The organism is Pirellulales bacterium, assembly GCA_036499395.1.
Lineage (GTDB): Bacteria > Planctomycetota > Planctomycetia > Pirellulales > JACPPG01 > JACPPG01.
The window spans coordinates 206,997-227,420 of record DASYDW010000116.1; the positions used below are offsets into that span (position 1 = coordinate 206,997).

Sequence of the window (20,424 nt, forward strand, 5' to 3'; positions counted from 1 at the left end):
ACCGCGGCGGGAGTCTTTAGGCTAGCCCAGCGGCGCGATGCATTCAATCTGCCGGCCGGCGCCCGAGCAGTCCCCAGGCTGTTGTCAGGATCGCCGATACGGCCAGCGCCGCTGTGCCGGGCTCGGGCACGGGCGAAGAGAACGACAGCGTGACGTCGTAGTTGCTGCTCCCCAGCGGGTTGTCGGCGAAAATCAAGTCGACGTGGTCATTAAACACCTCGAACGAGGCCAGGTCGCGCCCCTCGTTTTTGACGAACGTCGCCGAGCTCAGGTCGACCGTGTTGGGCAGAAACGTCGTGGCGCCCGAATTCGACAAAGTGGGCTGCACGCTCGGATCCCAGGCGACGCCGTTCAAAGACATCGAGGTCGGGGTGCCCCAGAAATAATGATCGAGCGTAGCGCCCGTGTTCGTAATCACGACGCGATCGCTGCCGTCGATCGTTCCTTGCACGTGCAATAGAGTTTGCGTGGTGGGCACCCGGGGCGGCTCTTTCGTCAACACGACCTGAAACGTATACAGGTCGTCGCCATTGGGCGTATCCGCCAGATGGATTTGCAGATCGTTGCCATCAATCTCGGCGGCAACCTGGTCACGACCAGCCGTCTGCACGACGTTGGCGCGGTAATCGCTCAGGTCGCTGGGGATGAAGGGGCTGCCAGCGTCCGAAAGCGTGGTGTTGGTCTGCGGGTCCCACGATTGCCCGTCGAAATCGACACCCGTGGGAAAGCCGAAATACGTGTGATCCCAAGTGGCCTGCGTGGGCGTGACGTCAATCGTGTCGCTGCCGTCGATGCGCCCCGAGAAGGTCAGCGTCACAGTGTCTGCGCTCGACAGGTTTGCTAAGAGCACGAGTGACGCGACCGACGGCAACAGAACACGATGCATATTTGCCCTTTGATTATGACGAGAATGCCAGCCGCCGGCGCGGCCAGAATGCGGTGTCGATTATGCGATGCGAGTAAGCTTATTTCAACGACATCAAACCAGTCTCTGGGAAATCCTCGGCTGGACTCGTGATCGCTCGACTACTAACATTCCCCATCTGCGGGGTGGCGATTTTATGAAATGAACATGATCCTCGAGAAATCTCCTCCGCCGTATTAGCATCTCATGAGCTCGTCCACGCCGAAGAATCGCCGCGATTGGGGCTTCATGGTGCGCAGCTTGCGCCATCGCAACTTTGCGTTGTTCTTCAGCGGGCAGCTCATCTCGCTCATCGGGACGTGGTTGAGCCTGGTGGCTACGAGCTGGCTCGTTTATCGGATGACGCGAGAAAGCCAGCCCGAGCACGCGGCGATGATGCTGGGAGTGGTGAATTTCGCCGCCCAGATTCCAATCTTTCTGCTGGCCCCGCTGGCCGGCGTGTGGCTCGACCGCTGGAACCGGCATCACGTGCTGCTGGCGACGCAAGTATTGTCGATGCTGCAATCGTTCGCGCTGGCGTTCTTGGTGCTGACCGATCGGACCACGCTGGGGCAGATCATCGCGCTCAACATTTTCCAAGGGATCGTCAATGCCCTGGATATCCCCACGCGGCAGGCGTTCCTGGTGCAGATGATCGACGAGCCCGAGGATTTGAGCAACGCTATCGCGCTCAACTCGTCGATGGTGCAGGCGGCGCGGTTGGTCGGCCCGGCTGTCGCAGGCTTCTTGATTTATGCGTTCGGCGAGGGGCTATGCTTTTTGATTGACGGTTTCAGCTTTCTGACCGTGCTGGCGGCGCTGTGGATGATGCGGATCGCCCCCCGACCGACCGTCCAAAAGCATATGCCAGTCACGGCCGCGCTGTGGCAGGGATTAGTTTACGCCTTCGGCTTTGCGCCGATCCGGGCACTGCTGGCGATGGTGGCCGTGGTGAGCTTGATGGCGATGTCACAATCGGTGCTGATGCCGATCTACGCTAATCAGATCATGGGCGGAGGCGAGCGCACGCTGGGAGTCCTGCTCGGCAGCGCCGGCTTGGGAGCTCTGGCGGGCGCGATTTATCTGGCGTCGCGACGCAGCGTATTGGGACTAGGGCGCGTCATCGTTTACGGATCGGTCGGGCTGGGCCTGGCCATGTTGACGCTGGCCTCGTCACGGCACATCGCCATCTCGATCGTTGCGTTGCTGGTCGCGGGAGCGTCTTTGCTGGTGCAAGCGGCTTCGAGCAACACGCTGTTGCAGACGATCGTCGACGAAGACAAGCGCGGCCGTGTGATGAGCCTGTTCGCCATGGCGTTCATGGGCATGGCCCCCTTCGGCAGCTTGCTGGCTGGAAGCGTGGCAACCGAAATCGGCATCCGCTGGACGCTGGCGATGGCCGGCGTAGTCTGCATCCTGGCGGGATTGGCGTTCGCCCTGCATCTGCGCGCGATTCGCCCCCTGATCCGGCCCATCTATATCGCCAAAGGAATCTTACCGGCCGTCGCCGCCGACCCCCAATTGCCAACCGATATCCTGGCCGACGAACTGGCAGCGCTCGGCGAAGTAGGCACGGTGAGCGGGAAACAGTCCAAACAGCGAGGGACCTAGAGCGCTTCACCAAAGCCGCTGCCCGGTGTCGTCAATCAATAAAGAAATCGGGCTGCAATTCCTGGCCGGGCTCGGTTGCGTATTGATCGAAATCGGTGACGCCGCGTTCGCGGAGCAGATCTTCGTCGATGAAGAAATTGCCCGTACACTTCCGGCTGTCGCTGGACAGAATCGCATACGCCGCATCCGCCATGATCTCTGGCTTGCGACAATGCGGGCGGGCGTGCGGCGCGAGCAGATTCTCGACCGCGGCGGTCCAGATCACGGTGCGTGGCCAAAGGGCGTTGGCCGCAATTCCCTGCTCGGCCAATTCCGCAGACATGCCCAGCACGCACATGCTCATGCCGAACTTGCTCATGGTGTAGGCAACATGCCCGGCGAACCATTTGGCTTCCATGTTCAAGGGGGGCGCCAAGTTCAAGATGTGCGCGTTGTCGCTCTTGGCCAGATACGGAATACACTTCTGCGAGCAGAGAAAGGTGCCGCGGATGTTGACCTGATGCATCAGGTCGTACCGCTTCATCGGCGTGGCGGTCGTAGGAGTGAGTGAGATGGCACTAGCATTATTGACGAGCATGTCGATGCCGCCGAATTTCTTGACCGCCTGTTCGACGGCCTCGGCGACCTGCTCTTCCTGCCGGACGTCGACCTGCAGGGCCAGGGCCTGGCCGCCGGCCTCTTCGATTTCCTTGGCGGCCGTGAAGATGGTGCCAGCCAGTTTCGGATGCGGCTCAACCGTCTTGGCCGCGATCACGATGTTCGCGCCGTCGCGCGCGGCACGCAAGGCGATGGCCTTGCCGATGCCACGGCTGGCACCCGTGATGAACATGGTCTTACCGCGCAGACTGGGCATGGGATGCTCCGCAATTCGAAATCGAGAAGAAGGAAAAATCGAGACGGGTCGGACGAGCGATCAAACCTCGGCGCTATCAATCTCCAGCGCCTTCAGTTCCCAGCATTGTCCGGGTTCCAAATCGTGGCCGCAATATAGCGGTCTGTTTTCGGCTGGTCGTGATAATAGTAAATCGTCACCACGCGGCCGTCCGGACGTTGCACGCTGCGCGGGTAGCCCACGTCGCGGCCACCGCCATCGTCGCGCAGGATAATCTCCTTACCCCAAGTGCGACCGCCGTCCTTGCTCAGCACGGCTCGCATGCCGTAAGGGGGCCGGCGGTAACCGTACGTCAGGCACACCCGCCCGTCCTGCAGGCGAAGCATGGCGCCGGGGTTGCCCTCGCCGGTGTCGGGAGCAGCGATGCCGGCAGACTGCCAACTGCCGCCGTCATCCAGCGAACGATACAGGTCGATCCATTTCTTGGGCCCCTCGTGATGACGCAGCGCTGTAAGTAGCTCGGCCGGACCGAGACGAATCGTCGAAGGCATGATCGAAAAGCCGGTCGGCTCTGGCCCAATCCACGAAATGAAACGCCACGTCTTACCGCCATCCTTGGTGCGGGCACACAGCACGCGCCCTTCTTCACGATCCGCTTTTGCCGCCGTCAGGAACAGCAGGCAATCGTCTTTGCTGTTGACGATGTAGTCCGTGCGGGCCGCGATGTTGATTTCTGGATGGTCAACGAGCGCCAAGCGGAAAGGCCCCTGCCAGGTATGGCCTCGATCGGTCGAATAGTGAAAACGCGAAGGACCGACATCGGCGTCGGTCATGCGCAGCGTCATGGCAAAATCAGGATGCGTGAAGTCGATGCCACCGGGACAATCCTGCCACGGCTTTTCGACCAGGCCTGGCGGCGTCACGCCATGCAGCGCCTTGCCGACCGGGATCAGCACCCCCTGCTTGGCCGGATTCTCGATCTTCCAAGTGCGACCGCCATCGGTGCTGCGGGCGAGCAGGTGTTCCTCGGCCCGGTCATGGTCGATATTGTGCCGCTCGAATCCCAGGTCCTTGTAATAGCCGGCGCCGAAGCCGACCAGGATTTCGTCTCCCCACGACCAGATGCCATGATTGGCCGGCCAGCCGCCAAAGCGCCCCGGCACGCGGTAGACATCGAAGTTCTCGACTTCAATCGCCACCGACCGCTGCGATGATATCGCGACGAAGGCAAGCATTGCGAAAGGCAAAACCAAAAAACTACGACGCTTCATGATGTTCATCTCGATCGTGAGGCCCAGAGGCCAGTTCGTGAGGCGGTTTACCATTGAACGCGATAGTTTAAGCGAAGCCGCAATGAGTTGCGACGTATCCCGTACCGGACATGCTTATTCCGCCCCGAACGGACGGAAAAAGCATGGCACCAGAGAATTCCGCGGGACAAACACCCTTATCGCAGGTACTTTTCCAGGTGCTTGACGAGTTCGGCGCCCTCGGCCGGCTGGCTGCGAAACCCGACATACCGATCGGGCCGGATGAGATACAGCGTGTCACGATGCACTCCGTACTGCTGCCGCAGTTCGCCGGCGCATAAATAACCAGCGCCCTCGACCGCGCTCGGGCTGACGCGCGCCATGTCGCGCGGAGCGATGATATACGACCGTATTACAGAACCGAAGCGGGCCGTGACCTGCTGCTTGATCTGTCGCAAACCATCGAGTTCTCGGACAGCATCGCCTGAAACCAATAGCAGCACATGCTCGGTAGAGCGGAAAAGATCAAAGAGACGCGTGCCTTGACCGGTCGCGCGGTCGATCAATTCTGCGTCGGGCGCTCGATCACCTGCCTTCACTCCCCCACCAGAGTGAAACCAGTGAATCGCGTGGATCGTCGAATGTTCGCCGGTAATTGGTCCGCGCCGGTAATTGATCGAAAACTCAGACAGCGTGTTGCTGATCTCGCTCTGCACGAACTGCAACGAACCAAAGAGCCGATAAAGACTGTCGCGAACTGCCTGAGCCATCGGACTGCGCAGTGTGCCGGCCTTGGTCATGATCGTGGCGTTTTTCAACACACGACGTCCGACTTTGGTCCGTTCCTGCGAATAGCTATCCAGCAGCAAGTCCTTCCCCTGGCCATGCTGAACCAGGGCCAACTTCCAAGCCAGGTTATAGGCATCCTGCATGCCGGTGTTCATCCCCTGGCCACCGGCAGGACTATGAATGTGCGCAGCGTCTCCGGCTAGAAACACGCGACCGTGACGATATGCTTCGACCATCCGCTCGTTGATGCGAAAGCCGGCCAACCAAACAGGATCCGAAACTGTAAGGCCGCCCGGACCTCGCTCGTTGACGGTCTGCTGCACTTCTTCGAGCGTCGGATCCTGGGGCCGCCCGTCAGGCGTGGTCGTGCCGAGATCGGCAATGACGCGGAACCGGCCACCAACGATGGGAAAGAACGCCAGCACGCCCTGCTTATGAAAAAAGATGCTCAACTCATCGGCCGGTAAATCTCCCTCCAGATAAAGATCGGCCAGCATCCAGTCATTCGGTTCGGCCGCGCCTGAGAAAGTAATGCCAAGTCCGTGCCGAACAGCACTGTGAGCACCATCGCAGCCAATGATCCAAGGCGTGTGAATTCGTTCTTCACTGCCGTCGGCATGACGCAAACGACTGCTGACACCCTGCTCATCGGCCGAGTAACCGATGAGCTCGGTTTGCCGCTCAATCTGCACTCCCAGTCGCGCGGCGTGCTCGGCCAGCAGTCGTTCGGTGTCGCATTGCGGCAGCATCAGAGCGTAGTTGTAAGGACTGTCCGCTTCGAACGAGACGTGTACCAGCTTTTCGCCGCCGCTGTACAGATTCGCACCGTGGGCTTGCAGTCCGGCGTCAACGAACGGCCGAACAGCCCCCATCGTGTCGAGCATCTCCATGCTGCGACTCCATACGACGAGCGCCTTCGACTTGTCGGAAGCGGTCGAGGCCTTATCAATCAGCCGACAGGTCAAGCCGTGCCGGGCCAACTCGGCCGCCATCGTCAGTCCCACCGGGCCGGCGCCCACGACCAAGGCATCAAGATTCTCGGCAGGCATCGAATGGCTCCTTCCAGGCAGTTGGGCTAGGGCTGCAAATGAATGACCGTACGATCATCGCCGCACAATGATGGTCGATGTTCGATCGTGATTTGCTCGTCAGCCGATAGGCCAATCGTTTGACCATCCAACAGCACCGGCCCACGATCGAGCAAATAATGCGCAAAATTATAGAGCCGATGGCTCAACTCATCCGGCGTCCAGTTGCAGTGCGAAACTTCAAGTTCCATTTGCTCGAACGCCGCCAGGCCGGTCGTGAAGCCAAACAGCGAGCCGTCCTCGTTGCGACCGAGGCGAATACTGATCCACAGATACAGCGGCAAACGCTCGCGCGTCATTTCCGCAGCCAGTTTGCGAAAAGCAGCTGGCTCATGCACCAGCCCTGCCTCGGGCCAGTAGATGCCGATCACCGACGGCAGTTCGCACAGTCCTGCCGCGGCCCGCGTCATGGTCATCCACATTTTCAGCCGATCGACGCGCATCGCGAATACTGTTACCAGCAAATGCGCCCGCTGCTTTTGCATCTTCGTAGCCGCTTCCGGCCAGAGCGGCGACGCAGCGACAGGCCCTGCGAGGTCCGCCCAGGGTATCGGCTTTGCTACTAGGCCGACTGCTACGTTGTACCCATCCAACTCGAACGTTACCGCCTTATCGTTGCGATCAAGTCGACTGATTGCACCCCACTCTCCCTGTGCCGAGGCAAAGGCCCGCTGCACTTCGTCGGCAGTCGGCAAGCGCTCGTCCGCAATCGCGATCATTGTCAGCGCGAATTCCATAACATCCCGTTCGGATTTGCGACGAAAAAGTAACTCGCAATCTTACTGCCGTCTGCGCTCCGCCGACTGCCGACTGTCTCAATACCACCGCCGCTTGTCGACGACGTTCAAAAGATCTTCGCCAGCAGCAAAGCGGCGCAGGTTGGCGAGCAGCACATGCAAGTGACGCTCGGCGATTTGCGGCGCCATACCAGCGACATGCGGCGTAACGATGACATTGTCGAATTGCCACAACGGATGATCCGGCGGCAGCGGTTCGATCTCGAAGACATCCAACGCAGCGCCGGCGATTTCACCGGCCGTGAGCGCCGCGCACAAATCATCCAGCCGCACGATCGCGCCGCGGCCGATGTTGATCAGATACGCACTCCGCTTCATTTGTTGAAACTGTACTCGACCGAATAGCCCCGCGGTCTCAGGCGTGTGCGGCGCCGCGATCACGACGTAATCACTCTCGGCCAGAAGTCGCGGCAGTTGGTCACTGGCCCATAGCGCGGACATGCCGGGAAGCAGCTCACCAGGCACCGGATCAACGGCCACCACGCGCATGTGGCAGGCCAGACCACGCGCGGCGATCTCGCGGCCAATCCCGCCAAAGCCAACCACGCCCAGCGTCTCGCCGGTCAATTGTCGATGTGTCAGGTCGATTGCTGTCTGCCGCCCGGCGCCGTATTGAAACCCGACGCGCGTCGTCTCACCCCCCACCGGCTCCCAACGCGCCGATTTCTGCTGGCGGATGTAGTGGTGCAGATTACGGGCAAAACAGGTGATGTACCCCAGCACCTGGTCGGCAATGCAGTCATTGAACAGCCCTCGCATGTTGGTGAGCACGGCCGGATGCTCGACAAGCTCGGGAAACAGGTAATGCTCCATGCTGGCCGTCGGGGCCTGGATCCAGCGAAGCTGCTTGGCTCGGGCCAGCAGCTCAGGCGTGATGCGTCCGAAAAAAGCATCAGCGTCGGCCATCTCGTCGCCCGCCGTGTTCTCGTCCGACGCATTGACGATCGTGGCGACGCCGGCCGTGGCGGCAATGATCTTCGCGGCACGCTCGTCTTCGACAGGCGGGTGGATGACAAGTTTCATCAGGCAGGGCTCAGGTGCGTTAGCGGATTGCTGCTTCCCGGCGGTCGCGGGCACGATATTGCTGAACGTGCCGATTGACTTCTATCGGTGCCAGCGGTGCTGGCTGGTTACCAATCTTGTGGGATGATTCTACCAATACAAAACGAATCAGCAGCGGCGCCTCGATTTCTCATCTTTCGCAGCTTCGCGCACATACCCGCAAATCGAGCCAGCTTGCTATCAAGCAAAGGCCGCAAAGTAGGCGGAAAGTCATGAAAAGCGCCTAACCGTCAAACTCGGCCCAAAGCGAAGCGTCCAATCTGCCGATCAATGACCCTGGAATCCGCACCCTCGGATTGCAGGGTTGCGCGACAAACTGCGGCGAGTATTCAAACTCCGCAGACTGTCGAAAAAGGGACAAACATGAATCAGCCTTTTATGACACAGCCATCGCGATCGCGGATGACCAATTGCATCTTGTTGGTCGCCGTGCTGGGCAGCATGCTCGGATTGAGCGGCTGTGCTCATATGTATGAAAATGTCGAGTTGGGGAAGACCTCGCTGCCCCCTAATTATCCGCACGAGTTCGAGGCGCCGGCAAATTACGGCTATTTCCCGACCCTGTGGCGCCCATGGCCAGGGGCGGAAGCCGTACCCGGCCAGACCGCGGCCAACAACAAGGAAGACGAACAGGTCGGAACTCCTGAGTCGACGGAAAACCTGCCCGAGCCCGGCACCGAACCCGGCGCCGAGAGCACGACCGAACCGGGCATGGAGAACATCTTCGACTTGCCAGAGAACGCGCCGGACATGCAGGGTGACGACCGTGGAGCAGCGGGCGAGGCTCCCGATGCCATGCTGCCCGACGACTTGATTCCTCCTGAGAATGGGCCTGCCAATCCGGACGAAGGAAAAGGCCCGAACGCTCCGGAAGAGGGCGAGACCATTCCCGACACATTGATTCCCGAGGCCGGCGCAACGCCTCCGCCCGAGACCAGCTTGCTCGAAGAACCGGCGAATCTCGAGGACATCACATTCGACGCTCCGCAAGGAAACCTGATTCCCGAAACGCCAGAACCGACTCTCGCCAAGCCGCGTCCCGGATTGATGATGCCAATCGAGCAGTCGCCACGTCCCGAAGGACGCGGGCGAGCCCCAATCGAAAATGCCATGCGGCCTGGCGTCCGCACCGGCGCCAAGGCGATGCTCATCGAACCGGAAAACGCGCTTCGCGAACTGTCCGGTGGCAAGATGAAAGCCGGCGCGATGCGTGATCCTTTCGCCGAGGGTCCGCAACTGGTGAGCGAACAGTCGGTCGACGTCGCCATGCCGACGATCATCGAGAACAAGCTGCCGCAGAGCGCCGAATCGACGCCGTGGCAAGCCGCGAAAAAAGGGAACGGCGTACGTCGCACCGCGACAACCGTCAGGGCGACCTCCGAAGGCGAAACGAGCGACTGGCGTCCGTCGCGGGCGCCTGCTACCGGCGATCGTGGCGCCGTCGCACAATCGACTCATCAACGTGCACGTGAGAACGCGTTACGACAAGTCGCGAGCCCGAAGTATCCCGAGCAACAGACGTCGTACTCGGAACCTGCGCCGCAAACGCCAACGCCGAAGCGACAGGTCGAATACACCTCGAGCGGATCGACGAACCCGCTACGCTAGTAGCGCAGAAAACACCCCCCGGCCAACTTCCCAAGGGGCCGGTTCTTCATAACGCCGCGACGTCCGATTGCCACGGTCGCGTCCTGCGATTCTTTGCCGCGCGTCGGCCTTCACGCCCCGCGTGTGGCCGTGGCCATCGGCCCAATCCGCTGCGTGTAACATCGCCCCAACTGCTCGCAATATGCCGATTTGCCGGGGATTTTGTCCCGTCGACGCCTGCTGGACAGTCGACGATGTTCATCGGCAATGATACAGTTAAGGGGAGAGAACCGGCCGGCCTGTACGGGCTGCGGGGCCGGCGAAATTCCCTGTCTTCAGGCGGTGGCCGTCCCGACTCGACAGGCGAGATGGTTCGGACGCACTATCGATTCCCGTCCCGAACCGCTGACACGGCGCGTAGACCGCGTCGTGGCTGATAGAGTGGGCTGCAGCGATTTCCGTCGCCGTTTTTCTAGCGAGCACGCGCCATGAAGCAGGACTCATCCGCCCTATCGAGCGCGATCCCTGACGAGCGCCTCGCCGAGGTCGAAGAACTGCGCGCACGAATCGCGGAACTCGAAGCCCAGGTCAACGACTATCGGCGTTTGGCCGAGCGGTTAGGTGAATTGCCCAAGGGGCGCGACGCGGAGGAACGGCCCTTCTTTCCCGCGCTTGCCGAAACCTTGGCCAAGACGCTGAACGCTAATTTCGTCGTCGTGGGTGAGCTTTGCGCAGGCAAGAACCTGATCCGTACGCCCGCGATTTTCGCACGCGGCGTCATCCTGGTCGGCGACGAATACGAATTGGCGGGCACGCCGTGCGAGAACGTCGTCGGCAAGCGCGATTGCGTCTACACCGAACGGGTTCGCGAAATTTTTCCCCAAGACAAAACCCTCGTCGAATGGGGTGTGGAAAGCTACGTCGGAACGCCCCTGTTCGACTCGCAGGGGGCACCGCTGGGCCTGCTGGCCGCGATGTGGTCGACGCCACTGGCAGACCCCGAGCCGGCGCGCACCATGCTGTCGCTGTTTGCCAACCGTGCCGCACGAGAGATCGAACGCGTCCGCGCGGACGAGGCGCTGCGCACGAGCGAAGCCCGCTTTCGTACGCTCTGCGAGGCATCTCCGATGGGGGTGTTCGAAAGCGACGAACGCGGCTTCTGCACGTACATCAGCACGCAGTGGGAGGAGTTAATGAAGCGACCGAACGAGCAACTGCTCGGCTTCGGTTGGTCGTCGTTCGTGCATCCTGACGATATTCAGCGAGCCAGGGCAGTGTGGCGCGAGGCTTCCAGCCAACGACGTCCTTATCTGGACGAATTCCGGATCGTGCTTGAGGACGGCGAGGTTCGCTGGGCACGAGCCATGGCCAAGCGCTTGGGCGATACCGAGCCGCCCAGCTACGTCGGCTGCGTCGAAGACGTCACCGATCGCAAGAATGCCGAACTGAATCAACGCGCCAGCGAGGAGCGGTTTCGCGCCTTTATGGACAACAGCCCGGCCATCGCCTTCATGAAGGACAGTGACGGTCGACGCGTATACGCCAATCTGCCGTACTTGAAACGCTTTCAGCGCGGCTCCGAAGACGTCATCGGCAAGACCGACTACGAAATGTTCGATGCCGACCTGGCGCGAAAGCTAGCGCTGAACGACGAGCGCGTGATGAGCCAAAACCGCTGCGTCCAAACAATCGAGGCCGTACCGACGGCTGACGGTGTGATGCATCACTGGTTGGTCTACAAGTTCCCGGTCGAAGCAGGATCGGGCGATCGTTATATCGGTGGCGTGGCCGTCGATATTACGGACCGACTGAATGCGGAAGAACGCCTACGCAAAGTGCTGGACGGACTCGAAAAGACCGTGGCCGAGCGGACCAGCAACCTGACGTCCGCCAATGCGAGGCTGCAACGCGAAATCCTCGAACGCGAGTCGGCTGACACGGCCCTGCAAGCAGAACAAATCTTGCTCCGCCGTTTGCTCTACCGCCAGGAAACCGATCGCAAGCTCATCGCGTACGAATTGCACGACGGGCCCGTCCAATACGTCACGGCGGCGCTGATGCATCTGGAGACGGCCCGCGATACGCTCGGAGGCGATGCGGTCACGACGAACGAGGCGTTTACCACAGCGCTCGAACTGTTACGCAATACAATTTCCGAATCGCGCCGCATGATCAACGGCCTGCAACCGATGCTGCTGGACGAGTCAGGGCTCGCGCCGGCAATCGAATGCTTGATTAACGACCACTATGATGCCCGGAAGATCACGTTCGAGCATCAGATGCGCACCGAACGTTTGACGCCGCTCATGGAAGGCATATTGTTTCGCATCTGCCAGGAAGCGCTCACCAACGCCACCAAGTACAGCCAATCGACGCAGATTCGCATCCGCCTGACGCAGGAACACGCCTGGGTGCGATTGGAGGTGGTGGATCAGGGTATCGGCTTCGATACCGAGCAGGCCGCGGCCGCCAATAGCTTCGGTTTGCGCGGCATTCGCGAGCGGGCGCGTTTACTGGGGGGACACGCCATGATCGACAGTGCCCCGGGACGCGGCACGCGCGTGGCGGTAGAATTACCCGTCACGGAAGTTTGATTTGCCTGTTGCCCGCCACCGGATTTCTCCCCCACTAGCTTCATGATGCGCCGTATTTACCTCGATAATGCCGCTACGAGCTGGCCCAAGCCCGAGGCTGTCTATCGCGCCGTCGAACACTATTTACGCGAGGTCGGCGCACCGGTCGGCCGGGGAGTATACAGCGAAGCGGTCGCGGCACAGTCGCTGGTCGACAGTGCGCGGCAAGCCATTGCCCGTTGGATCGGCGCGACTCAGGCGCGGAACGTCGTCTTCACGCTTAACGGTACCGATGCGCTGAACACCGCGATCCATGGGGCACTGGCCGACGGCGGTCACGTCGTCACGACCGTCGCTGAGCACAATTCCGTGCTGCGGCCGCTGGCCGCATTGCAAGAATCCGGCCGCGTTCAAGTCACGCGCGTGCCGTGCGACGGTTCGGGCGTGGTCGATCCGGCCGAAATTCGCCGCGCGCTGCGTCCTACCACGCGGCTCGTGGCCTTGGTCCATGCTTCGAACGTAACGGGAGTGATCCAGCCGGCCGCCGAAGTGGGACGACTGGTGCGCGAACATGGTGCATTGTTCTTGCTTGACGCGGCGCAGACCGTGGGAGAAATCGCGATCGACGTCCATCAGCTTCACGTCGATCTACTCGCCGCGCCAGGTCATAAAGGATTGCTGGGGCCGTTAGGGACAGGCTTCGTGTATATTCGTCCCGGAATCGAAGACCGCATTCCCGCCTTTCGGCAGGGGGGAACAGGCACGCATAGCGATCGTGATCGTCAGCCCCATGATCTGCCGCAAAAGTACGAGGCGGGGAACTTGAACGTGCCAGGCATCGCCGGACTGGGGGCCGGCCTGCAATGGCTGACCGAACATGGCATCGATTCCTTGCGCAGTAATGCGATTGCGCGGACGCGGCAGTTGATTGACGGGCTCTCCGAGATTAAGGGGGTTCGCCTCTACGGCCCGCGCTCGCCCGAGGCGCGCGTGGCCGTTGTCAGCATCTCGTTGGCCGGCTACGATCCGCAGGAATTGTCGGCAACGCTCGATTCGGCTTTCGGCGTGCAGGCGCGCGCCGGCTTGCATTGCGCTCCCTTGATGCATCGGATGCTGGGCACCTCGGCCGCCGGAGGGACCCTGCGCTTCAGCCCTGGCCCTTTGACCAGCAGTGAGGACATTCAGACCGCGATCGGCGCCGTGGCCGAAGTAGCGGCGCAATCACCTGTCGGGTAAAACGGCATAGCTGCGAACCGGCGCGGCTTTGCAGAACAGAACGGCGTGCCACGAGGGCGCCCGCGAATCGATTCGAGGACTGATGCAGATGGAAAAGAAGCCCTGGTACCGCGACGGATTGCGCTTCAAGTGTACGCAGTGTGGCAATTGCTGCACTGGCGCGCCTGGATACGTGTGGGTGAACAAAGAAGAGATTGCCGCCCTCGCGCGCCGCTTCAATGTCTCGGTCGAGGATTTCGAGCAGGACTACGTCCGCCAGGTCGGTATCCGCAAAAGCCTGATCGAATACGACAACGGCGATTGCGTTTTCTTCGACACCGAAGCACGCAAGTGCACCGTTTACGAAGACCGCCCACGACAGTGCCGCACCTGGCCGTTTTGGGAATCGAATGTGCGGACACCGGAAACGTGGCAAGAGACGTGCGAAGTCTGCCCGGGCAGCGGCGAGGGGAACCTGGTGCCGCTAGAAAAGATTCTCGAGCAATTGAAGGTCGTACGACTGTAGGTTTGCCGCGCCACAAAAAAAGCCGAACGCGCCGCGCGCCAGACGCGACACGTTCGAGCTAAAACGCCACCCGGTCATCTTCTTCACGGATTCGGTCGCTCAGCAGGAAGTGCTGGCCGCGCGGGGAGCGAGGGGCCGGGGTTCGGATTCGCCTGCGGCGGCACCGCTTGAACTGGCGCTGCTTGCGACGGCGCTGGCTGGGTTGGCACGACTTGAGGCGGGTTGGCCTGTTGCGCAGCGTTCAAGTCAGGTCGTTCGGTCGCCGCAGCGCCTCGCCCATCGCGCAGATTCGGGTCGACTGGCACTTGCGGCGGGTTACCAGGGACATTGCTATAGGCGCGACGCGTCCCCCGATACCCTGTGCGGTATTCAGTTCCCGCGGCGCCGGCCTGGTACGGCGACCATCGATTGTTATCGAAGTAGGTCCACGATTGTTGCGGTGTGTAATACCACCAACGATTGCCGTTGTAGACATAGCGCCAGTTATGGGCGTTATTGGTGCCAAAGCCGGCCGGCACCATCGGGGCACCCGGTACGCTGCCTGTATAGCTGGCCGCGTCATACGGTGCCCATGCGTTATTGCGGTACATCATCCACGAGCTTTGCGGGGTGTAGTACCACCATTGATTTCCGTGGTTGACGTAGCGCCAACGATCGCCAGGCGTGATGCCGCGGGCCGCTTCCCGATTCTGGATGCGTGCTCCCACACCGGGTGCGCCGGCGGCGGCCGCAGCGTCCGAGGCGGCGCGCCGCGCGGGTCCGACGATCTGAGCGCCGGCCACATCGCTGGAAACAACGATGGCCCCGACGATCGCAGTGCAAAACAAATTGCGTAACATTTTGTTCTCCTTCTCTTTGCTTCGAAAATGCGCGAAGCCTCGGAAAAATCACCAAGTCCGCCTGAGCGTCACCGGAGCTCCAAGGATCCAGGGCTTCGACCACGAGTGCGCAGCGAAGTTGCACATCGCGTGCCGCAAGCACTGGCGAAGGAGCGAACCAGAATGATCGGAAGTAACGTTTGGTTACCGGCGCGCCTTCGTAATTTGCCAAGTCGTTCGTTCGACAAGCAAAACGCCAAAGGCGATAGTTGGCCCTCTCATGCTGGTACGCGATCGTCGGGTAATCGCATTCTTTTATTTCCGACGACCACGCGTGCGTTGCCTGTCAGTAGAATGATCGCAACAAATACACAGTGAGCAGGCGCCGTCCATGCCAGGCGCACTAATCGAAATGCATCTGCGTAATCTGTGAGAGCTGCGGGCACATCCGGAATGCATCCCAGGTACCGGCGGGGCGAGGATCTCGCCGAAAAGCTACGCCAATTCCTTGGCGTGGCGCTGAATCTTCTGGATCGCGGCCGCGATTTCGTGCATGTCCTGCTCGTCACCCAGTAGGGCATATTGTGGAACCCAATAAGTTTCCCACGCGGCCCGTTCAGTTTCCGGGAAGGGGCCTTGCCAGCTTGCATGCCCCTCGGTGCCGGGGCAAAGTCGGCTGCGAAAAGCACCGCTCGTGAAAACGTCCAGCGCGTGAACTGGCGGATAAGCGGCCTGATTCGGGATGCCTTCGGCCGTCATGGCCTCGATAAATCGCTCGGTGCTGATGCCGGCGAACTGCTGTCGATCGACATGGAAGATATACGCGTAGTGGCCGTTGCGCGTGATGCGTGAGTCGAGCACTTGTGCCGTAATGCCCGGTATGTCGGCAAGCAATCGATCGAGCAGCCGGGCGTTATCGTGCCGGCGCCGGGTTTGATCATCCAGCCGCGTGAGCTGTGCGCCGAGAATGGCCCCCTGCCATTCGCTCAATCGATAGTTCGAGCCGTAAACGAAATGGCTGTAGAACCACGTGCCGGGCAGTCGACCGCAATCATGGACCGAGCGCAACAGCCGCTCGGTGCCGTCGTCGTTGGTAATGATGATCCCTCCTTCGCCGGCGGTCATCAACTTGCTTTGCTGGAAGCTGAACGTGCCGGCCCGGCCGAAGGTCCCCACCGCACGGCCGCGCCATTGGCTGCCGTGGGCGTGCGCGCAATCTTCGAGCAGTATCAGGCCGTGGCGCGTGGCGATCTCGGTAAGCCGGTCCAGGTCCGCGGCGTGCCCTCCCATGTGAACCGGCAAGATGGCTTTCGTTCGTGGGCCGATCGCACGTTCGACCAGGTCGCAATCGATGCAGTAGTTGTCAGCCCGCACGTCGACCAGCACGGGTATGGCGCCCGTCATCAGAACGGCACTGGCCGTGGCGACAAACGTATAGTCGGGGACAATCACCTCGTCGCCAGGCTCCAGGCCCAGCGCCAACAGGGCAATCTCGAGCGCGTGCGTGCCGTTGGTAACCGCTATGCCATGCCGTGCCTGATGGTAGGCGGCGAAATCACGCTCGAACTGCAGTGTTCGCGTCCCCGGTGTGCGCCACCAGACGCGGCTGTCGAGGACCCCGAGCAAGGCCTCGCGCTCATGCTCGTCGAATTGCGGCCATTGCGGGAACGGTTTTGTCTTCGTCGGTTGGCCACCGACAAGTGCCAATTGAGCCATCGGGCACTCGCTTCTTGGTGAAAGTCACGATGAGTAATCACAATGCTTGAGCCCCGCGGGGGCGGCATCGTGTAGCCGTGGGCGCGAGCCCACGGTGCCCCCTAACCTCTCCACTCACGGCCACGTGGGGTAACAATCGTAGCCCTCACGTCACGGTTTGTGGTGGCTGCTGGGCATGGCCAAGGTGCGCTTCCGGGATGCTGGTTCCTTGGACCCGATCGGGGCGCTGATCGAAAAGCATCAGCAGGTTCGGCAGCATGAACAGGTCGCCCAACATCGCGGCCGTCATCGCGGCGCTCGACAGCAGGCCGAAATGAAACAGCGGCTGGAAGTCGGTCAGCAAGAAGACTGTGAACCCCGCGATATGCACGACCGAGGTCAACACGATCGGGCGTCCCAGGTCCGCGATCGTTTGCTCGATGCCGCGCTGCGTGCCGAAGCCTTGCTCGCGCGTCAGACGTTGATAATGCAACACGAAATGCATCGTGTCATTCACCGCGATGCCCAAGGCGATCGTGGCCACCATTGCCGAGCCCGAGCTGATGGGAATTTTGAACAAGCCCATCACACCGTACAGGGCAAGCACGGGAAACAGATTCGGCGGCAGCGCCAACAGCGTGAACTTGAACGACCGGAACAGGATGCCGCACAGTACGGCAATGATGATCACGCTCGAACCGAGCCCCCACAGAATGCCGCCTGAAAGTCCCTCGCCCAGTTGCACGACCTGCGCGATCGAGCCGCACAGGTAGCAATCGAACCGGTCATACGGCAAGTTGTCGCGCGCGTAGCGCAACAACGGGGCAAAGCCTTCGCCGCCGGACTCATGTGCCAGGAAGGTGAGCCGCAGGGCGCCCGAGCCTTGTTTGTCGTGGTTCCAACTTTGGAAGGTCGACGAGAAGATTTTCGATTGCGAGGTCACGCGCGACAGCTTGGCCAGGTAGGCGCCGATTCCCTCTTCGCGGCGAGTTTTTTCCAGCTGCTGTTGAAATTCCTGCTGCCGCTGGTGAAATGCGTCGGTCGAGACAACCCGCATCACGCCCAGGTCGCGTCGCGACAGGATCTGGTCGCTGTACTCGCGAGCTCGGACGCGGTTGGCTTCGTAAACCGGATCGGTCTTCTGGCCAATCTTCGGCGGCGCGGCGAATTCCTTCGGCACCAGCACCACGTCGAGTTGATAGACGCCAAATTCGCGCCGCGAGAACAGGTCCAGTGCCTTGGCGATCGGCTGCTCTTCCGTAAAGAACGAAAATGGATCGGCATCGACATACAGGCCGATCGGGTAATCAGCCGGCCTAGGCCACGCGCAGAAGAACAGAAATGCGGTCACACCCAACAGCAACAACGAACTGATCGCCGGGCGTTGAATCACGGCCGTGGCATAACGGCGGAATCGATCCTGCGTCAGAACGACTCCGCCTGACGCGTTGCGTATCGGAATAATCTGCGAAACGAGAAACACGCCGAAGAATGCCAGTAACGACCCGATGAAGAGTTGCACGCCCAGGTCGCGCACCGGCGCCAAATCGTTGAACACCAACATCAAGAAGCCAACGGCAGTCGTGGCCGCGGCTCCCAAGCACGGAACCGCCACCCAACTGACCAGTTGTGTACGACGGCGCGTTTCGCCCGTCGTCCCATGCTCGGCGGCATATTCGCCAAAGTGCATGGTCGAGGCGACGCCGATGATCGAGATCAAAGCCGGCGTGGCCACGGTCACCACGCCTAACGTACCGCCGCCACCTCCCAGCCAGCCGAGCACCAGCAAGATGGCCAGAGCGCTGCCAAGCACAGCCACGGCCAATGTGCGCCATGTGCGGAAGCTGAAATACAGGCTCAACATGCCGACCGCGATCGACATGGGCAAAAACGTCAGCGCCACCTGCCGGGCACGCTTTTCCAACTCCATCATCATCACAATGGCGCTGGCCACGTGAAATTCCACCGCCTGCCCCCAGCCGGCTTCGACCTTTTCCTCAGCGATGATCGAGTGAACCGAGTTAACGACCGTACGGCGCCGCTCGTTCAGGACGTCGTCCGTTTCCTTGTCGGGATGGAACTCCAGCTCGCAAACGGTAACAAGCGTGCGGGTCGGATCCTCGGGCGGTGGATTATCCCACAGAGCGCCGGCGTACAAGTTGAATCGCTCGTGATTCTCGCGCGCGAGCAAGGTCATGAGCGGCACCCCTTCGATCTGCTCGGCCACGAGCGAGGTGTCGTAGACTTGCTTCACGCCGGGGATGGCGGCGAAGCGTCTGCGTAGCTGGCTCAACCGCGGCAGATCTTCTTCCGTGATCGGCCGGCTGAAGTGCAAGCCCACGGCCACGGTATCGCCAACGTCGAAGTGGCTATCGAACACGCGCCATGCTTCAACCGTGGGGCGGGGCATCCAGCGCTCGGGCGAATCGAGAATCTCGAGCTTCGTGAGCAAAAACAGCGAAACCCCCGCCAGCGCCAGTGTCACGAGCCAGACCGTTCCGCGGAAGCGGTCAACGAGATTGAGAATCGTTTCCATCGAGAGCGGCCAGTCGGTTGGCGCCATGAACCGGGCCGCCCTCCGCAGGCGGCGCCAACCCAAACTCGCGAGCAGTTGCGCGAAGGCAGGGCGTGCCCCAGATTATGGCCGCTGCCCGCGTGGAACGCCAGCGAGGGCAAGTTTCGCCCGGGCGCCGCATTCACTTCAGGCAAAGTTTCGCGACGCCAAGTGGGCTGCTTCAGCGCTCGACCGTCACCGCTTCTCGGCTGGCGTGACCGTTGGTGTTTCGGCCTCGCGATCGCCGAAGTACCGAATGCACAGAACGTCGTTTAGCCGTGACTCGTCGCGCACGATCTGGTCATACGATTTAGTGCTGGTGAAGAAGGTACGGCCGACAAGTGGCAGCTCGCCCAGATAGGGAATCGACCGCTTTACGTAGGCGCGCCGCTGCGATTCAAGTGCAACTTTCTCATTGGTCAGCTCGACGAGGCGGCCGGACGACGTAGCACTCTTCTGATCACGGACTTCCATCACCCGACACGACGTACCCGCAGCGGGGGCTTCTGGCAGGACATCCTCGATCGGGACGCGCTTCGCGGCAGCGGTGTGGCTGATGATTCTGGCCGACGGGCGCGGAATCCACAGATATTCAGTCTGCTGGGCGGAGACCGCCTTTTTTATCTTCACGAAGGGGACCTTCGACGAAAGGGGGACCACGACGTCGTTCCGGCTCTCCGAGATGTGCCGCAAGACAATCCAGCGATCGTTGTCCTTAGCAAAATCCCCTTCGAGCCGTTCTTGGACCGGACCAACTTGAACGTCGATCGTGTACCAATCACCGACGATCAGTTCCCGAACGGGCGGATTTCCGGGGACAGTCTGTGCCGGCGGTTGCCCGCTAGCAGGCAGCGCGACAACCAAACTCGCAATGACGGCAAGCGTGCCTACGGTCCTACTGAAACGCATCGAAATCCCTCCCGGCCAGGGTTAGGAACACCGTATCGGCTTAATAACGGCGGCCGTAACGTCGCCGCAATGCCGTTTCGCCCCCCCAGGTAGCTGCCCAACGCGGCTCGGTACCGCGCATGCATGTGCAGTTCGTAAGCCTGCAGTTAGCAATCTGTTAGCTTCGATCGCCGATCGCGAAATGCCAGCTTGCAGGGAGTTGACAGAAGGAGCG

The 20,424-nt window shown here is 61.1% G+C and carries 15 protein-coding genes; 5 read left to right on the forward strand and 10 right to left on the reverse strand.

Annotated features, from left to right (window positions below; all coding sequences use genetic code 11):
• Positions 1-43: 43 nt before the first annotated feature.
• On the reverse strand, positions 44-886 hold the full coding sequence (locus VGN12_20980) for a hypothetical protein (protein ID HEY4311935.1): 843 nt from the start codon (positions 884-886) through the stop codon (positions 44-46).
• Between the two features lie 225 nt (positions 887-1,111).
• On the opposite strand from VGN12_20980, the gene VGN12_20985 reads away from it, so the two are divergent.
• Positions 1,112-2,515, forward strand: coding sequence for an MFS transporter (locus VGN12_20985; protein ID HEY4311936.1), 1,404 nt, complete (start codon positions 1,112-1,114; stop codon positions 2,513-2,515).
• A gap of 31 nt (positions 2,516-2,546) precedes the next feature.
• On the opposite strand, the gene VGN12_20990 is transcribed toward VGN12_20985, so the two are convergent.
• The 5 genes from VGN12_20990 to VGN12_21010 all read right to left on the reverse strand — a co-directional run bounded on the left by VGN12_20990 (position 2,547) and on the right by VGN12_21010 (position 8,294).
• On the reverse strand, positions 2,547-3,368 hold the full coding sequence (locus tag VGN12_20990; GenBank protein HEY4311937.1) for an NAD(P)-dependent oxidoreductase: 822 nt from the start codon (positions 3,366-3,368) through the stop codon (positions 2,547-2,549).
• 92 nt (positions 3,369-3,460) lie between these two features.
• Positions 3,461-4,618 carry a sialidase family protein gene (locus VGN12_20995; GenBank protein ID HEY4311938.1) on the reverse strand — a complete coding sequence of 386 codons (1,158 nt, stop codon included), beginning with the start codon at positions 4,616-4,618 and terminating at the stop codon, positions 3,461-3,463.
• A 176-nt stretch (positions 4,619-4,794) separates the two neighbouring features.
• Positions 4,795-6,435, reverse strand: a complete 1,641-nt coding sequence (locus VGN12_21000) for an FAD-dependent monooxygenase (GenBank protein HEY4311939.1) — start codon at positions 6,433-6,435, stop codon at positions 4,795-4,797.
• A 26-nt stretch (positions 6,436-6,461) separates the two neighbouring features.
• Entirely contained in the window at positions 6,462-7,211 is a 750-nt protein-coding gene (locus VGN12_21005) for a DUF4261 domain-containing protein (GenBank protein HEY4311940.1), read from the reverse strand.
• Positions 7,212-7,289: 78 nt separating this feature from the next.
• Positions 7,290-8,294, reverse strand: a complete 1,005-nt coding sequence (locus tag VGN12_21010) for a D-2-hydroxyacid dehydrogenase (GenBank protein ID HEY4311941.1) — start codon at positions 8,292-8,294, stop codon at positions 7,290-7,292.
• Positions 8,295-8,696: 402 nt separating this feature from the next.
• On the opposite strand from VGN12_21010, the gene VGN12_21015 reads away from it, so the two are divergent.
• The 4 genes from VGN12_21015 to VGN12_21030 all read left to right on the forward strand — a co-directional run bounded on the left by VGN12_21015 (position 8,697) and on the right by VGN12_21030 (position 14,234).
• A complete protein-coding gene (locus VGN12_21015) occupies positions 8,697-9,941 on the forward strand; it encodes a hypothetical protein (GenBank protein ID HEY4311942.1) in 1,245 nt (414 codons plus the stop codon).
• A 467-nt stretch (positions 9,942-10,408) separates the two neighbouring features.
• Complete coding sequence (locus tag VGN12_21020) at positions 10,409-12,514, forward strand: PAS domain S-box protein (GenBank protein ID HEY4311943.1); 2,106 nt, start codon at positions 10,409-10,411, stop codon at positions 12,512-12,514.
• A 42-nt stretch (positions 12,515-12,556) separates the two neighbouring features.
• Positions 12,557-13,729 (forward strand): aminotransferase class V-fold PLP-dependent enzyme, encoded by a 1,173-nt coding sequence (locus VGN12_21025; protein HEY4311944.1) that lies wholly within the window; start codon positions 12,557-12,559, stop codon positions 13,727-13,729.
• Positions 13,730-13,817: 88 nt separating this feature from the next.
• A complete protein-coding gene (locus VGN12_21030; GenBank protein ID HEY4311945.1) occupies positions 13,818-14,234 on the forward strand; it encodes a YkgJ family cysteine cluster protein in 417 nt (138 codons plus the stop codon).
• A gap of 83 nt (positions 14,235-14,317) precedes the next feature.
• Here VGN12_21030 and VGN12_21035 read toward each other — a convergent pair whose 3' ends face one another.
• The 4 genes from VGN12_21035 to VGN12_21050 form a co-directional block, all read right to left on the reverse strand.
• Entirely contained in the window at positions 14,318-15,073 is a 756-nt protein-coding gene (locus VGN12_21035; GenBank protein HEY4311946.1) for a hypothetical protein, read from the reverse strand.
• A 474-nt stretch (positions 15,074-15,547) separates the two neighbouring features.
• Positions 15,548-16,768, reverse strand: coding sequence for a DegT/DnrJ/EryC1/StrS family aminotransferase (locus VGN12_21040; GenBank protein HEY4311947.1), 1,221 nt, complete (start codon positions 16,766-16,768; stop codon positions 15,548-15,550).
• Positions 16,769-16,913: 145 nt separating this feature from the next.
• A complete protein-coding gene (locus VGN12_21045) occupies positions 16,914-19,310 on the reverse strand; it encodes an MMPL family transporter (protein HEY4311948.1) in 2,397 nt (798 codons plus the stop codon).
• Between the two features lie 186 nt (positions 19,311-19,496).
• Positions 19,497-20,210, reverse strand: coding sequence for a hypothetical protein (locus VGN12_21050; protein HEY4311949.1), 714 nt, complete (start codon positions 20,208-20,210; stop codon positions 19,497-19,499).
• Positions 20,211-20,424 lie beyond the last annotated feature (214 nt).

Coding starts and splice junctions, on each gene's coding strand:
- VGN12_21010 (HEY4311941.1), bottom strand. CDS start 8,294: ATGAAACTTGTCATCCACCCGCCTGTCGAAGACGAGCGTGCCGCGAAG.
- VGN12_21035 (HEY4311946.1), bottom strand. CDS start 15,073: ATGTTACGCAATTTGTTTTGCACTGCGATCGTCGGGGCCATCGTTGTT.
- VGN12_21000 (HEY4311939.1), bottom strand. CDS start 6,435: ATGCCTGCCGAGAATCTTGATGCCTTGGTCGTGGGCGCCGGCCCGGTG.
- VGN12_20980 (HEY4311935.1), bottom strand. CDS start 886: ATGCATCGTGTTCTGTTGCCGTCGGTCGCGTCACTCGTGCTCTTAGCA.
- VGN12_21045 (HEY4311948.1), bottom strand. CDS start 19,310: ATGGCGCCAACCGACTGGCCGCTCTCGATGGAAACGATTCTCAATCTC.
- VGN12_21025 (HEY4311944.1), top strand. CDS start 12,557: ATGATGCGCCGTATTTACCTCGATAATGCCGCTACGAGCTGGCCCAAG.
- VGN12_21030 (HEY4311945.1), top strand. CDS start 13,818: ATGGAAAAGAAGCCCTGGTACCGCGACGGATTGCGCTTCAAGTGTACG.
- VGN12_21015 (HEY4311942.1), top strand. CDS start 8,697: ATGAATCAGCCTTTTATGACACAGCCATCGCGATCGCGGATGACCAAT.
- VGN12_21020 (HEY4311943.1), top strand. CDS start 10,409: ATGAAGCAGGACTCATCCGCCCTATCGAGCGCGATCCCTGACGAGCGC.
- VGN12_21050 (HEY4311949.1), bottom strand. CDS start 20,210: ATGCGTTTCAGTAGGACCGTAGGCACGCTTGCCGTCATTGCGAGTTTG.
- VGN12_21040 (HEY4311947.1), bottom strand. CDS start 16,768: ATGGCTCAATTGGCACTTGTCGGTGGCCAACCGACGAAGACAAAACCG.
- VGN12_20990 (HEY4311937.1), bottom strand. CDS start 3,368: ATGCCCAGTCTGCGCGGTAAGACCATGTTCATCACGGGTGCCAGCCGT.
- VGN12_21005 (HEY4311940.1), bottom strand. CDS start 7,211: ATGGAATTCGCGCTGACAATGATCGCGATTGCGGACGAGCGCTTGCCG.
- VGN12_20985 (HEY4311936.1), top strand. CDS start 1,112: ATGAGCTCGTCCACGCCGAAGAATCGCCGCGATTGGGGCTTCATGGTG.
- VGN12_20995 (HEY4311938.1), bottom strand. CDS start 4,618: ATGAAGCGTCGTAGTTTTTTGGTTTTGCCTTTCGCAATGCTTGCCTTC.